This is a genomic window from Micromonospora sp. NPDC005710 (assembly GCF_040630995.1).
GTDB lineage: Bacteria > Actinomycetota > Actinomycetes > Mycobacteriales > Micromonosporaceae > Micromonospora.
Window position 1 is genome coordinate 23,096 of the sequence record NZ_JBEXYP010000011.1, and the last position, 13,450, is coordinate 36,545.

General features: G+C 70.3%; 11 protein-coding genes and 1 riboswitch. Of the genes, 5 read left to right on the top strand and 6 right to left on the bottom strand.

What is annotated here, in order from left to right; genetic code table 11:
- Positions 1-74: 74 nt before the first annotated feature.
- Positions 75-1,115, bottom strand: a complete 1,041-nt coding sequence (locus tag ABZ406_RS16710; RefSeq protein WP_357761843.1) for an NlpC/P60 family protein — start codon at positions 1,113-1,115, stop codon at positions 75-77.
- 13 nt (positions 1,116-1,128) lie between these two features.
- A riboswitch (cyclic di-AMP (ydaO/yuaA leader) is annotated at positions 1,129-1,264 on the bottom strand.
- Between the two features lie 235 nt (positions 1,265-1,499).
- Between ABZ406_RS16710 and ABZ406_RS16715 the strand changes: the two genes are divergently transcribed.
- A complete protein-coding gene (locus ABZ406_RS16715; protein ID WP_357761846.1) occupies positions 1,500-3,482 on the top strand; it encodes an N-acetylmuramoyl-L-alanine amidase in 1,983 nt (660 codons plus the stop codon).
- A 55-nt stretch (positions 3,483-3,537) separates the two neighbouring features.
- Here ABZ406_RS16715 and ABZ406_RS16720 read toward each other — a convergent pair whose 3' ends face one another.
- From ABZ406_RS16720 to ABZ406_RS16740, 5 genes are all read right to left on the bottom strand, one after another.
- Complete coding sequence (locus tag ABZ406_RS16720; protein WP_357761849.1) at positions 3,538-4,551, bottom strand: NlpC/P60 family protein; 1,014 nt, start codon at positions 4,549-4,551, stop codon at positions 3,538-3,540.
- Between the two features lie 167 nt (positions 4,552-4,718).
- Entirely contained in the window at positions 4,719-5,720 is a 1,002-nt protein-coding gene (locus tag ABZ406_RS16725; protein ID WP_357761852.1) for a hemolysin family protein, read from the bottom strand.
- Positions 5,713-7,038, bottom strand: coding sequence for a hemolysin family protein (locus ABZ406_RS16730; RefSeq protein ID WP_357761855.1), 1,326 nt, complete (start codon positions 7,036-7,038; stop codon positions 5,713-5,715). The genes ABZ406_RS16725 and ABZ406_RS16730 overlap by 8 nt, the downstream gene beginning before the upstream one ends.
- 105 nt (positions 7,039-7,143) lie before the next feature.
- Positions 7,144-9,342: a (Fe-S)-binding protein gene (locus ABZ406_RS16735; protein WP_357762296.1), complete on the bottom strand. Its 2,199-nt coding sequence runs from the start codon at positions 9,340-9,342 to the stop codon at positions 7,144-7,146.
- A gap of 205 nt (positions 9,343-9,547) precedes the next feature.
- Positions 9,548-9,811 carry a cell division protein CrgA gene (locus ABZ406_RS16740; RefSeq protein ID WP_030331997.1) on the bottom strand — a complete coding sequence of 88 codons (264 nt, stop codon included), beginning with the start codon at positions 9,809-9,811 and terminating at the stop codon, positions 9,548-9,550.
- 221 nt (positions 9,812-10,032) lie between these two features.
- On the opposite strand from ABZ406_RS16740, the gene ABZ406_RS16745 reads away from it, so the two are divergent.
- The 4 genes from ABZ406_RS16745 to ABZ406_RS16760 are packed head-to-tail and all read left to right on the top strand — an operon-like array spanning position 10,033 to position 13,445.
- Positions 10,033-10,833, top strand: coding sequence for a DUF881 domain-containing protein (locus ABZ406_RS16745; protein ID WP_357761858.1), 801 nt, complete (start codon positions 10,033-10,035; stop codon positions 10,831-10,833).
- Positions 10,830-12,506 (top strand): class E sortase, encoded by a 1,677-nt coding sequence (locus ABZ406_RS16750; protein WP_357761861.1) that lies wholly within the window; start codon positions 10,830-10,832, stop codon positions 12,504-12,506. Before ABZ406_RS16745 ends, ABZ406_RS16750 begins: the two co-directional genes overlap by 4 nt.
- Before the next feature lie 4 nt (positions 12,507-12,510).
- On the top strand, positions 12,511-12,792 hold the full coding sequence (locus ABZ406_RS16755) for a hypothetical protein (protein ID WP_357761864.1): 282 nt from the start codon (positions 12,511-12,513) through the stop codon (positions 12,790-12,792).
- 2 nt (positions 12,793-12,794) lie between these two features.
- The gene (locus tag ABZ406_RS16760; RefSeq protein WP_357761867.1) at positions 12,795-13,445 is read left to right on the top strand and encodes an aminodeoxychorismate/anthranilate synthase component II; all 651 of its coding nucleotides are present in this window, start codon (positions 12,795-12,797) and stop codon (positions 13,443-13,445) included.
- Positions 13,446-13,450: the final 5 nt, after the last annotated feature.

The following is a 13,450-nucleotide window of genomic DNA, read 5'->3' on the forward strand; positions in this document are numbered from 1 at the left end:
CCGACCCCGCTGAGACCAGGACGACGAGGGCCCGCCGCGAACGTGATCGCGACGGGCCCCTCGGTCACCCGGGGTCAGCCTGGGCGGCCGTAGCTGTGGATCGGGCCGTCGTCGACCTTCTTCATCTTGACCGGTTGACCGGCCTGCGATGCGTGCACCACCCAGCCGCCGCCGACGTACATACCGACGTGGTGGATGTCGCTGTAGTAGAAGACCAGGTCGCCGGGGCGCAGGTCTCCCCTGCTGACGTTCTTGGTGACGCGGCTCTGCGCGGCGGCGTTGTGCGGCAGCGACACGCCGGCCTTCGCCCAGGCGGCCAGCATCAGGCCGGAGCAGTCGTACGAGTTCGGGCCCTCGGCACCCCAGACGTAGGGCTTGCCGATCTGCGCGCAGGCGAACTTGACAGCGGTGCCCGCGGCGCCGCCGGGGTAGCTGCCCGGGCAGGGTGCCGGACGCAGTGGACCACCGCCGCCGTTGCCGTACACCTTGAGGCGCAGCTTCTGCAGGCGGTCGATCTCTTCGTTGATCTGCTTCTTCTTCGCCGCGAGCTGAGTTTCGGTGCGGGTCAGTTGCGCCACCATCTCGTCCAGCGGCGCCTTCTGCGCAGCCAGCTGGTCACGGAGGTCGGCGACCTCGCGTACGTCCTTCTGCTGGTTGTGCGCGAAGCGGTCGAGCATTTCGAGCTGGCCGACGACCTCGCTGGGCGACCGACTGCCCAGCACCGCGTTGACAGTGGAGACGTTCTCGCCCTTGTAGGCGCGTACCGCCAGGGCGCTGACCTTGTCCATCGCGGCGTCGACCTGACGCTCCAGCGGGGTGATCCGGGCGGCCAGCGCGTCGGCCTGCTTGCGCTTCGCGGCGAGGTCGGTGCGGGTGGCGTTGTGCCGTTCGATGATCGGTTCGAGCTTGTTCCAGTCGGCGTCGATCTGGCGCTCGATCTCGGCGACGGAAGGGTCGGCGTGGGCCGCCGTGGCGCTGCCGGTCAGGACGACGGCGATGCCGGCCAGCGCGGCGAGTGCGGTGGTGAAGCGGGACCAGCGTGGGCGCGGCACTGTCGACGCCGGAGCGGCTGATGCCGACCGCTCGGACGACGGCCGCGGGGCATGGAGTGCCACCGGGGTTCCGTACTCCTTCTTCCTGACCGCCTACCGGGTTAGCTGACGGGTTCGGGCGGGAAGTCGGCGCCCTACCGCAGTGGCTGCGGATTCACCCCGAGGGACCTGGGTCCCCGGTTCGCTCGGAAACGACTCGGCGGTGTCGGTCCGTTACCGCCCGGGCTGGGCGGAGCTGATGTCGGGCCGACGAATGACCAGAGTAGAGACGCCTGTTACCGATCCGCAACCCGTGTGGCGGTGACACTCCGTACCGATCGGGCGAGGTCACCGACAGTGTGTGAAGAATTCTTTCCACAGGCTTCGATAGATGGAAAGGTATTGACGCGACCTCCCGGACGGCGCGATGGTGACCTGAACTCACTCCGCAAGAATCTAGGGGGTTCGATGCACCATCCAACCCTGTCGACCGGCTGGCGGGCACTGCTCGTCGCCACCGTCGTCGCCGCCTCGACCACTGTGCCACTCTCCGTCGGCCCGGCCGCCGCCGCGCCCAGCACCGACCGCCAGCAGCAGTACGCCGCCGCGGCTGGCGACTACGGCGTACCGAGCGTCGTACTGCTCGGCGTCTCCTACCTGGAGTCGCGCTGGGACACCAACGCCGGCACACCGAGCACCAGTGGCGGCTACGGCCCGATGCACCTGACCGACGCGCGGCACGTGGCCGCGCTTCCGGCGGGGGGTCACCACGACTCCGGGGCCGAGGACCCCCGCGGGGACGACTCCCGGCCCGCCCTGGTGCCCGCGCCGCAGCCGGTCGAGGCGCCCGCCCCGTCCACCGCCGCGTTGCAGACCGTGGACGCCGCCGCCGCACTGACCGGTGTCACCGCCGAGGCACTGCGCACCGACGCGGGCCTCAACATCCGGGGCGGCGCCGCGCTGCTGAGCGCGTACCAGAGGGATCTGGGTGCGCCGGTCGGCACCGGCACCGACCCGGCGGCCTGGTACGGCGCGGTGGCCCGTTACTCGGGCGCGGACAGCGCCGACGCCGCGGCGGCCTTCGCCGACGAGGTCTTCACCACCATCGGCGCGGGCCAGTCCCGGACGACCGACGATGGCCAGCGGGTCAGCCTGCCGGCCCAGTCGGTGCGGCCCGAGCGTTCCTGGTTGGACCGGCTGGGCCTGCGCCGGCTGGCCCGCCCGGACGGGGTGGAGTGCCCGCTCACCATCTCCTGCGAGTGGATCCCGGCGCCCTACGAGGCGTTCGGTGACGGGGACTACGGCAACCACGACCTCTCCGACCGACCCGCGCGGCAGAAGATCGAGTACATAGTCATCCACGACACCGAGGCGAGTTGGGCGACGACCCTCAAACTCGTCCAGGACCCGACCTACGTGAGCTGGCACTATTCGCTGCGCTCGGTCGACGGGCACATCGCCCAGCACGTGAAGACCAAAGACGTCGGTTGGCACGCCGGCAACTGGTACGTCAACGCGAAGTCGATCGGGCTGGAACACGAGGGCTTCGCCGCGCAGGGGACCTGGTACACCGAGGCGATGTACCGGACCTCGGCGAAGCTGGTCCGGCACCTGGCGCTGCGGCTGGGCATTCCACTGGACCGCCAGCACATCATCGGCCACGACAACGTCCCCGGCACCGTCGCCTCGACGGTGCGGGGAATGCACTGGGATCCGGGCCCGTACTGGGACTGGACGCACTACTTCGACCTGCTGCACGCGCCCCGCCTGGACACCGGCACCCCGGCCACCGGGCTGGTCCGGATCGACCCGGACTACGCCACCAACCAACCGGCGTTCACCGGCTGCGTCACAGCGGGCGTGCCCTGCGCGCCGCGCGGCTCCTCGGCGGTGGTGCTGCGGAGCGCACCGGCCGCGGACGCGCCGCTCGTCAACGACGTCGCGCTGCGCCCGGACGGCACCCCGAACACGATGGCCGTGTCCGACCAAGGGGCCCGGGCATCCGCCGGGCAGACGTACGCCCTCGCCGGGCGGCAGGGCGACTGGACGGCGATCTGGTACCTCGGGCAGCGGGCCTGGTTCCACAACCCGGCGTCCGCGCCGACAGCCAGTTGGACAGTGGGTGTGGTGGCCACGCCGAAACCCGGCCGAACCACCATCCCGGTCTACGGGCGGGCGTACCCGGAGCAGGCGGCGTACCCGGACGGGGTGCCCTACCAGGCGATCTCGCCGCTGCAGTACACCCTGGCCGCCGGGCAGCGGTACGCCGTCGGCGCGGTACTGGCCGGCGAGTACTACCGGGCCAGCACGTTCGACGGCTCCTCGCCCGGCGACTGGACGGTGATCCGCGGCAAGAACCGGTACGCGCAGATCCAGTTCGGCCACCGGATCATGTACGTCGACCTCGCCGACGTGCAGCTGTTGCCGTCGCCGGTGGGCGCGCCCCGCTGAGAACCACGACGGCCCCCGGTCGGTGACCGGGGGCCGTCGTGTCGCGCGAGGTGGATCAGCCGGGTCTGCGGAAACCGGCGATGGGCATCGTGGTGATGCTCGACACCTGCACCGGTTTGCCGGCACGTGGTGCGTGCACCATCTGGTTGTTGCCGAGGTACAACCCGACGTGACTCAGGCCGGAGAAGAAGAAGACCAGGTCACCGGGGCGAGCGTCGGCCCGCGAGACGGCCTTGCCCTCGTTCCACTGGTCACCCGTGTGATGGGTGAGGTAGATGCCGGCCGCCTTGTAGGCGAACTGGGTCAGCCCCGAGCAGTCGAACGAGTTCGGGCCGGTGGCACCCCAGACGTACGGCTTGCCGACCTTGCCGCAGGCGGTCTTGATCGCGGTGCGGGCCGCCGCGCTCACCACCCCGTTGATGGTCGGGCAGGCCGCGGTCACCACTGTGGTCTTGGGCATCGACGCCTCGAGCTGCTTGATCTCCGCGTCGATCTGCTTCTTCTTCGCCGCCAGATCGTTCTGCTGCTTGGTCTGGGTGACGATGAGCGCGTCCAGCTTCTGCTTCTCGCCGTCGTACTTGGCCCGCACGGCCAGCACACCCTCGACCTCTTTGCGCTCCTGCGAAGCGAGCCGGTCGAGGATCGTGAGCTGCTCGGTGAGCGTGTCCGGCTTGGCGCTCACCAGCAGTGCGCCGATGTCGTGCGACGGGCCGGAGATGTAGTAGCGGGAGGCGAGGTCGCCGACCCGGTTGAGCGCCAGCTCGCTCTGCAGCGCCAACGGCTCGATCTTCTTCTGCAGGTTCGCCGACTTCTGCCGGTTGACCTTCAACTGCGCCCGAACCTTGTTGTACTGCTCGATGGTGGGCTCCAACTGCTCCCACTTCTTGTCGATCTGCGCCTCGATCTCGTCGACCGTGGGCGCGGCATGCGCCGGCGCGGTCAACAGACCGGCACCGACCGCCGCGGCAGCGACCAGGACCAGCACCCGGTGGGCGGCGCGCCGCAGGCCACTGGAGCGAGCAGACGCACTCAGGTCGTGACGATGAGGGGGCATGGTTGCCACCGGCACCGACTCCTTTGCAACCGACCGCCGGGCGCCTCGCGTGCGGAAAGGGCCGAGGCAGACGACCCACAGCGGTCGGTGCCCCACATTAGGGAAGCTCGGAGCGGTAATCAAGGTGAGCGCAGTAACCATCACTGTCGTGCAACCGCTTGCACACCAAGGGTATTGGTCCATCAACCAACGATTGCGGTCAATACATCATCGAGAGTGACCACACCGAGCGGCCGTCGCCCGTCGCTGACCAGCACCATGTGCCGCCGTTCGCGACGCATGGCAAGCAACAGGTCGGCCAACGTACGCTCCGGCGGCACCACCGCCAGCGGCCGGTACACGTCGGCCGGCACCGGCGACCGGCGGCCCTGCCCGGCGTACCCGAGCACGTCCTTGACGTGCACAAAGCCGAGCACCCGACGGGTCGAACGCTGCACCACCGGGAACCGGGACCGGCCGGTCCGGGTCGCCAGCACCTCCAGGGACGCCGGTGAGACGTCTTCCGCCACCGTCACCACCGTCGACCACGGTTGCAGCGCGTCCGCCGCCGTCCGGGCGTGCAGGGCCAGCGCGCCGGTGATCCGCGCGTGCTGCTCCGCGTCGAGCAGTCCCTCGGTCCGCGCCTGGGACACCAACCCGGCCAACTCCTCGGCGGTGAACACCGTCTTCACCGCCTCGGAAGCCTCAATTCGCCAGAACCCGAGCACTCGTCGGGCCGCCCATTTCATCGCCAGCAACAACGGTTTGGTGGCCACACAGAACGCCAGCATCGCCGGACCGAGCCAGAGCGCGGAGACCTCCGGCCCGGCCAGCGTGATGTTCTTCGGCACCATTTCACCGACGACCGTGTGCAGAAAGACCACCACACCCAGCGCCAACACGAACGCCACCGGATGCACCGCCCGCTCCGGCAGACCAACAGCGTGGAACGGCGGCTCCAGCAGGTGAGCCAACGCCGGCTCGGCGATCGCGCCCAGACCCAGCGAGCAGACCGTGATGCCGAGCTGCGCGCCGGCGATCATCAACGGAATCTGGTTCATCGCCGACAACGCCCAGCGGGCGCGTTTCGACCCGGCGGCCAGCGGCTCGATCACCGTCCGGCGGGACGCGATGAGCGCGAACTCGCTGCCCACGAAGAACCCGTTGCCGAGCAGCAGGAACACCGTCACCAGCAGCTCAGTCATCGTCGTCCGGATCCGCCGGGCGCAGCACCCGGACCTGCTCGATCCGGTGCCGCTCCACCTCGACCACTGTGAACTCCCAGCCGTCCGTCTCGACCGTCTCGCCGGCGAGCGGGATGTGCCCGAGCTGCGCCATCAGGAACCCGGCCAACGTCTCGTACGGCCCCTCGGGCAGCCGGAAGCCGGTCTGCTCGGCCACCTCGTCGGAGCGGAGCACCCCGTCGACGAGCACTGTGCGTTCGCCGCCCGGCACTGTCAGCTCGAACGATCCGTCGTCGTCCACGCTCGCCGGGTCGAACTCGTCGGCGATCTCGCCGACCAGCTCCTCGACGAGGTCCTCGACCGTCACCACGCCGTCCGTGCCGCCGTACTCGTCGACCACGATCGCCAGGTCGGCCCCGGCCGCCTTCAGCGCGGCCAGGACACCGTCCAGATTCAGGCTCTCCGGCACGTACACCGGTTCGCGGGCCACCGAGCCGACAGTCGTCGACGCCCGGTGGGCCAGCGGCACGCCCAACGCGTCGGGCACGGCGGCCACGCCGGTCACCAGGTCCAGGGTTTCCTCGTACACGGGGAAGCGGGTGCGCCCGGTCCGCCGCGACTCCTCCAGCAGCTCGGCGACGGTGGCGGTGACGCGCAGCGCGACCACGTCCACCCGGGGGGTCATCGCCTCGGCGGCCCGCTTGTCGCCGAAGCGGATGGTGCGACGCAGCAGCATCGCGGTGTCACTGGGCAGCGCGCCGGCCCGCGCCGAGATGCCCGCCAGCAGGCCCAGTTCCTCCGGCGAGCGTGCACTGGCCAACTCCTCCTGCGGCTCGACGCCGAGCGCCCGGACCAGTCGGTTCGCCGAGCCGTTCAACCCCCTGATCACCCAGCCGAACGTCCGGGAGAAGGTGTGCATCGGGCCGGCCGTGGCCAGCGCCGCCGGCATGGGTCGAGCCAGCGCCGCGTTCTTGGGCACCAGCTCGCCGAAGAGCATGGAGATCAGCGTGGCCAGCGCCAACGCGACGAACGGACTGAGCCGCTCGGTGCTCTCCCCGGCCAGCGGGCGCAACACCGGGGCGAAGAGGCGAGCCAGGGCCGGCTCGGCCAGGTAACCGGTGAGCAGCGCCGTGATGGTGATGCCGAGCTGCGCCCCGGAGAGCTGGAAGGAGAGTTCGCGCACCGCGGCGCGTACCGTCAGGGCGGCCTGGTCACCTGCGGCGGCCCGCCTGTCGATCTCCGCCCGGTCGACAGTGACCAGGGCGAACTCGGCCGCGACGAAGAACGCGTTGCCCGCGGTCAGGGCTACGAAGCCGACCAGGGGTAACAGCGTCGTCAAGAGCAGGCCGTCGATGTCTCCTCACCTCGGCGAGATTCTTGCACGACGGCGGCGGCCGCTGAGGGCCGCCGCCCTCGATGTGCGAAAGCCCGGGGGGTACGCGTCTCAGCCGCCGATCGGAGCGGCTTCCCTGCCGCCCTGCGGCTGCTCGGGCTTCACCGAACGGAGCAGCACGCTCGCCACGTCGATCACCTCGACCTGTTCGCCGGCGCCCTTGCCGTTGACCCCGTCGTTGAGCATCGTCGAGCAGAACGGGCAGCCGACGGCCACCGTCTTCGCCCCGGTGGCCATGGCCTCCTCGACCCGGTCCACATTGATCCGCTTGCCGATCTTCTCTTCCATCCACATCCGGGCACCGCCGGCACCGCAGCAGAAGGAACGCTCACTGTTGCGCGGCATCTCGGTCAGGTCGCCCGCGATGGCGTCGCCGAGGACCTCCCGGGGAGCCGCGAAGACCCGGTTGTGCCGACCCAGGTAGCAGGGGTCGTGGTAGGTGACACCACCGTCGACCGGCTGCACCGGCGTGAGCTTGCCGGTGGCGACCAGGTGCGCGAGCAGCTGGGTGTGGTGGACCACCTCGAACTCGCCGCCGAGCTGGCCGTACTCGTTGCCCAGGGTGTTGAAGCAGTGCGGACAGGTCGCGACGATCTTGCGCTTCGTCTTGTCCCGGCCCTCGAACGCCTCGTTGAGCGTCTCCACGTTCTGCTGGGCCAGCATCTGGAAGACGAACTCGTTGCCGATCCGGCGCGCCGGGTCGCCGGAGCAGGTCTCACCCTCGCCCAGGATCGCGAACGTCACGCCCGCCTCGTTGAGCAGCGTGGCCACCGCGCGGGTGGTCTTCTTGGCCCGGTCCTCGAACGCGCCGGCGCAGCCGACCCAGAACAGGTACTCGAAATCGTCCACCTCGCCGACCCGGGGCACCTCGAAGTCCAGGCCCTTGGTCCAGTCCTCACGGGTGTTCTGCGGGGCGCCCCACGGGTTGCCCTTGTTCTCCAGGTTGCGCAGCATCACCCCGGCCTCGGAGGGGAAGCTCGACTCGATGAGCACCTGGTAGCGGCGCATGTCCACGATGTGGTCGACGTGTTCGATGTCCACCGGGCACTGCTCGACGCAGGCGCCGCAGGTGGTGCAGGACCAGAGCACGTCCGGGTCGATCACACCGCCCTCCTCGGCGGTGCCGATCAACGGCTTGTCGGCCTCGGCGAGAGCCAGCACGTCCAGGTGGGCGAGCTGTGCCTGGGTGGCCTTCTCCTCACCGGTCAGGTCCTTGCCGCCACCGGCCAGCAGGTAGGGCGCCTTCGCGTACGCGTGGTCGCGCAGGCTCAGCACCAGCAGCTTCGGCGACAGCGGCTTGCCCGTGTTCCAGGCCGGGCACTGCGACTGGCAGCGACCGCACTCGGTGCAGGTGCTGAAGTCCAGGAGGCCCTTCCAGCTGAACTGCTCGACGTGGGCGACGCCGAACTGGTCCTTCTCCGGGTCGGCCTCCTCGAAGTCGAGCGGCTTGCCCTGGCTGGTCATCGGGCGCAGCGCGCCGAGACCGGAGCCGGCCGGCTTGGCCGGCTCTCGCTTGAAGAAGATGTTGGGGAACGCCAGGAAGCGGTGCCAGGCGACGCCCATCGTGACGTTCAGGGAGATGACGATCAGCCACGTCATCGAGATGACGATCTTGATCAGCGCGGCGACGCTGGCGCCGTCCGACCAGTCGGGCAGCGCCGCGCCCACCGCGTGGCTGACCGGGGTGGCCCACAGCGGGTACTCGAAGTGGTCGGTGGCGACCTTGAAGCCACGGATCAGCAGGCCGAAGATCAGGACCAGCAGCACGATCCACTCGACGAAGTAGCCCTGCCACATGGTCGAGCCGGTGAACCGGGACCGCCCGCCGGGCCGGTTCGGCCGGTTGCGCAGTCGGATCACCATCAGCACCACGATGCCGATCAGGCCCAGCACGGTGATGACCTCGGTGGCCAACCCGAAGATGGTCCAGTGCCCGATGATCGGCAGCCCGCCGGTCGGGGTGACGACCTCGAAGTACGCCTCGAGCACCAGCAGCGACAGCACGACGAAGCCGACCATCACGAACCAGTGCGCGGCGCCCACCACGCCCCACTTGAGCATCCGGGTGTGGCCGGCCGTCTCCACGAGCATCGTCCGGGCTCGGGCGACCTTGTCGGTGAACCGCTCCGGTGCTGGTTGCCCGAGCCGGATGACTGCCACCATCTTCAGGACCGCACGCACCGCAAGCCACACCGCCACGGCGGTGATGGCGGCCGCGAGGATCGTGGTGACGATCTGGACGCTGCCCATCGAGTTGGCCTCCCCGGTCTGCTGCCTGATGACCTCGCTCTGCTCGGTCATGCAGTGCAGCCTACGCGAAGGTTACCCAGCGGTAACGTGAGTCATCTCGCAGTAGGCCGCGCTGCCTGCGCACACCATAGGGGCCCCCGCCCGATCCTGCTGGGCAGGGGCTCGACGGGTGACGTGAGACCGCCGACGCGACGGTCGGCGTCGATCAGCGCCAGCGGGAGAGCAACGCCAGCGAGGCGACCATCGCACCGAAGCCGACGGCGAGGTTCCAGTAACCCCACGCCATGACCGGGTACTCCTGCTCGGACAGGTAGTAGAGCACCAACCAGCCGATCCCGACGACGATCAAGGCGACCGCGGTGACCGGCAACCACACCGGGCTAGGCTTGCGCGACGACGCCGTCGTCGTCGGACGAACGTCCGTCGGCGGGGTGTACACCTTCTTCTTACGGACCTGAGACTTGGGCACGGCGCTCTCCAGAGGGGTGACGACCTCGTCCGGCCTGACAACCGGGCGCGGGGGCGACGGTCCATGGCCAATAATGTTCGAGAGCTAGCGTAGTCCCGATTGCCCGCCCGGACCACGAATGGGGTCAGGCAGGTGCACGGAGTGACCGAAAGAGGCGGGACTGTTCGCCATGCCGGCCCGGCCGGCACGGACCGGTCCCCGACACGCGGAAGGAACGCTCGGTGGAGTACACATCCGGCGCAACCTCCTGGCAGAAGGTCCTCCGACGGGCCGCCGCCGGGCTGCTGCCCCGGCGACCGCGTCAGCGCCGTCCGGGCTGGTCGATCGGGGTGCCCCTGATCGCCGCGGCGGCCGGTCTGCTCTTCACCACCACGGCGACCACAGCGGGCGGCACCGCGCTCCGGGAGGACCGGCGACCCCAGCTCAACCAGCTCATCGAGGACCGACGCGAGCAGGTGGCCGCCAGCGAACGGCGCGCCGCCACCCTGCGCGGCGAGGTCGAACAGCGGACCGACACGCTCGCCGGCTCGGACGCCCCGATCAAAAATCAGCAGAATCGCGCCCAGGGCAGCCTCCAGAACGCCGGCTTCACGGCCCTGGGCGGCCCCGGGGTCACCGTCGAACTGAACGACGCCCCACAACTCGAACAGACCCAGTCGGACGCCAGCAACGACGACCTGGTGGTGCATCAGGGGGACGTGCAGGCGGTGGTCAACGCGCTCTGGGCCGGCGGCGCCGAGGCCATGTCAATCATGAACGTCCGCGTGCTCAGCACCAGCGCGGTACGCTGCGTCGGTAACACCCTGCTACTCCATGGCCGGGTGTACTCCCCACCGTTCAAGATCGTGGCAATCGGCGATCCCGCTGCCCTCCAGCAGGCCCTCGCCAGCTCTGAGGGAGTCCGGTTGTTCAAGGACGCGGTCGACGACTACCAGCTCGGCTACAAAGAGACGGCCTCCACCGTGCGGGTTCCCGCATTCGAGGATTCCACCGCCCTGCGTTCGGCGACGGTGCCCAGGTGAGCGGGCCGGACGAGCGTCGCGACGGGCGACACCGGGACCAGAACGACGAGCCGACCGCCTTCCTGCCCAAGTTCGACAGGCCCGAGGCGGCCCCGAGCCGACCGTCCCCGGCCGGCAACTGGCCCGAGCCGGTGCTGCACCCCCCGCGAGCCGACCAGCCGAGCGGCAATCGACCCGAGCCGCCCGGGACCCCGGGCCGACCGGGAGTCGAGGCCCCGCCACCCTGGCCGGGTGCCGCCGCTGCCGGGCAGGGCCCCCAGGGCGGTGCCGGGGTTCCCCCCACGGCCACCCCCGGCGGGCCGGCCGCCACCAACCAGGGCCCGGTTCGGCCCGCTGCCCCCGGCAACGCCCCGACCCGACCCCCCGCGCCCAGCGCCGCGTCCACCCGACCGATCGCGCCGAGCGCCGCCCCGACCCGACCGCCGACCGCCGGCAACCCGCCGGGTGCGGCCCCGACCCGACCGACCGCGCCGGGCGGGGTGCCGACCCGACCGTTCACCGCCGGCGACCCGTCGGGCCCGGCCTCGCCGGGCGGGGTGCCGACCCGACCGTCGACCGCCGGTGACCCCAGCCGGCCGGTCTCCGCCGGCCCTTCGACGCCTCCGCTGGCCGACTCACCGACCGCGTACATTCCGCAGGTCACCGCCCGGCCCGCCCGACCCACCGGTTCGCCGGTCACCAGCGAACGTGCGGCGTCCGGGCCGGAAGGCTTCGTGTCGACCGGGCCGAGCCGGGTCCCACCGAGTGCTGGAGCGGATCCGGCCGCCACCGCGCTGATTCCGGCCGTGCCCGCCACACCCGCCACCAGGCCACTGACGATGGACTCGACAGCGCTGATGGGTGCCGTCCCCCGCACGGCGGTCCCCGACGAGCCGACCGGCGCACACCCGGCCGACCCTCCCCAACCCCGGCGCGGCGAGCGGGTGGTCCAACTCCGTCCGGAGCAGACCGGCGAGGGCTACCGGAGCGTCTACTCCGAACTCACCCGCCCGTCGTTCGGCTCGCGCCTGCGCACCGGCGTCCGGGTTACCGGCGAGGTTCTGATCACCTTCGGCCTGGTGGTCCTGCTCTTCGCCGGTTACGAGGTATGGGGCAAGTCGGCGATCGTCGACGCCCACCAGAACGACCTCAACAACCAGTTGGCCCGGGAGTGGGGTCCGACCGACGACCCGACTGTCGCCCCGTCGGTGGGCCCGAGCGTCAAACCCTCCCCGCCGGTACGCGGCAAGCCCCTCGCGGGCCTGTACATCCCCAAGCTCGACAAGAACTGGGTGGTCGTCGAGGGGGTCACCCAGGACGACATCCGGTTCGCCCCCGGCCACTACCCGACCAGCGCGCTCCCCGGTCAGGTGGGCAACTTCTCCGTCGCCGGCCACCGCAACCGGGCCACCTTCTGGCGACTCGACGAGTTGGACGAGGGTGACCCGATCGTGGTCGAGAGCAAGACCGACTGGTACGTCTACCGGGTGTCGCAGACCCGGATCGTCCGGCCTACCCAGGTCGAGGTGGTGGCACCGGTGCCCGGCGAGCCGGACAAGAAGGCGACCAAGCGGATGCTCACCCTCACCACGTGCAACCCGAAGTTTGACAACTACCAGCGGCTGATCATCCACGCCGAACTGGACCGCACCCAACCCAAGTCCGCGGGCCGCCCGGCGGAGCTGGGAGGCTGACCCGATGTACGCGTTCATCTGGCGCAAGCTGCCGTTCGGCCTGCTCGGAAAGTTGACCGGCTCGGTGCTGCTGGTGGCTGCCACAGTGGCCCTGCTCTGGTATGTCGCCTTCCCGTGGGCCGAGCCCCTGCTGCCCTTCGACGACGTGCAGGTCGAATCCGGCGTACCCGCCGAAACTGGTGGCGGGGGCGATCAGGTGACCGGCGAGACCCCGTCCGGCGACGAGCACGAACTGCCGTACGACACCGACCAGAACAACCCCGCGCCTCCCTCCCCGAGCAGGTGACAATGCGCGTCCTGGTGATCGACAACTACGACTCCTTCGTCTTCAACCTGGTGCAGTATCTGGGCCAACTCGGCGTGGACTGCGAGGTCCGCCGCAACGACGAGATCGACGTCGCCGAGGTGGGCAATGTCGGCGCGGACGGCATCCTGCTGTCGCCCGGTCCGGGCAGCCCGGACCGCGCCGGCATCTGCCTGGACGTCATCCGGGAGTACGCCGGCAAACTGCCGATCTTCGGTGTCTGCCTCGGCCACCAGGCCATCGGTGAGGCGTTCGGGGCGACAGTGACGCGCGCTCCGGAGCTGCTGCACGGAAAGACCTCTGAGGTACGCCACAACTCGGTGGGCGTCCTCGCTGGCCTGCCCGACCCGTTCACCGCCACCAGGTACCACTCGCTCGCCGTGCTGCCCGAGACGCTCCCCGACGAGCTGGAGGTCACCGGCTGGACCGGCTCGGGCGTGGTGATGGCGATGCGGCACCGGACGCTGCCCATCGAGGGCGTCCAGTTCCACCCGGAGTCGGTGCTCACCGAGGGCGGTCACCTGATGCTCGCCAACTGGTTGGCGAGTTGCGGTCACCCGGAGGCGCTGAAGCGCGCGCCCGCGCTGGCCGCCGAGGTCGACGCTCGGCGTCGCGCGGCCTTCGCCACCGCCTGACCGGT

Excerpts from the sequence above, each read along its gene's own strand:
- ABZ406_RS16715 (WP_357761846.1), top strand. The coding sequence starts at position 1,500 with ATGCACCATCCAACCCTGTCGACCGGCTGGCGGGCACTGCTCGTCGCC.
- ABZ406_RS16725 (WP_357761852.1), bottom strand. The coding sequence starts at position 5,720 with ATGACTGAGCTGCTGGTGACGGTGTTCCTGCTGCTCGGCAACGGGTTC.
- ABZ406_RS16735 (WP_357762296.1), bottom strand. The coding sequence starts at position 9,342 with ATGGGCAGCGTCCAGATCGTCACCACGATCCTCGCGGCCGCCATCACC.
- ABZ406_RS16755 (WP_357761864.1), top strand. The coding sequence starts at position 12,511 with ATGTACGCGTTCATCTGGCGCAAGCTGCCGTTCGGCCTGCTCGGAAAG.
- ABZ406_RS16760 (WP_357761867.1), top strand. The coding sequence starts at position 12,795 with ATGCGCGTCCTGGTGATCGACAACTACGACTCCTTCGTCTTCAACCTG.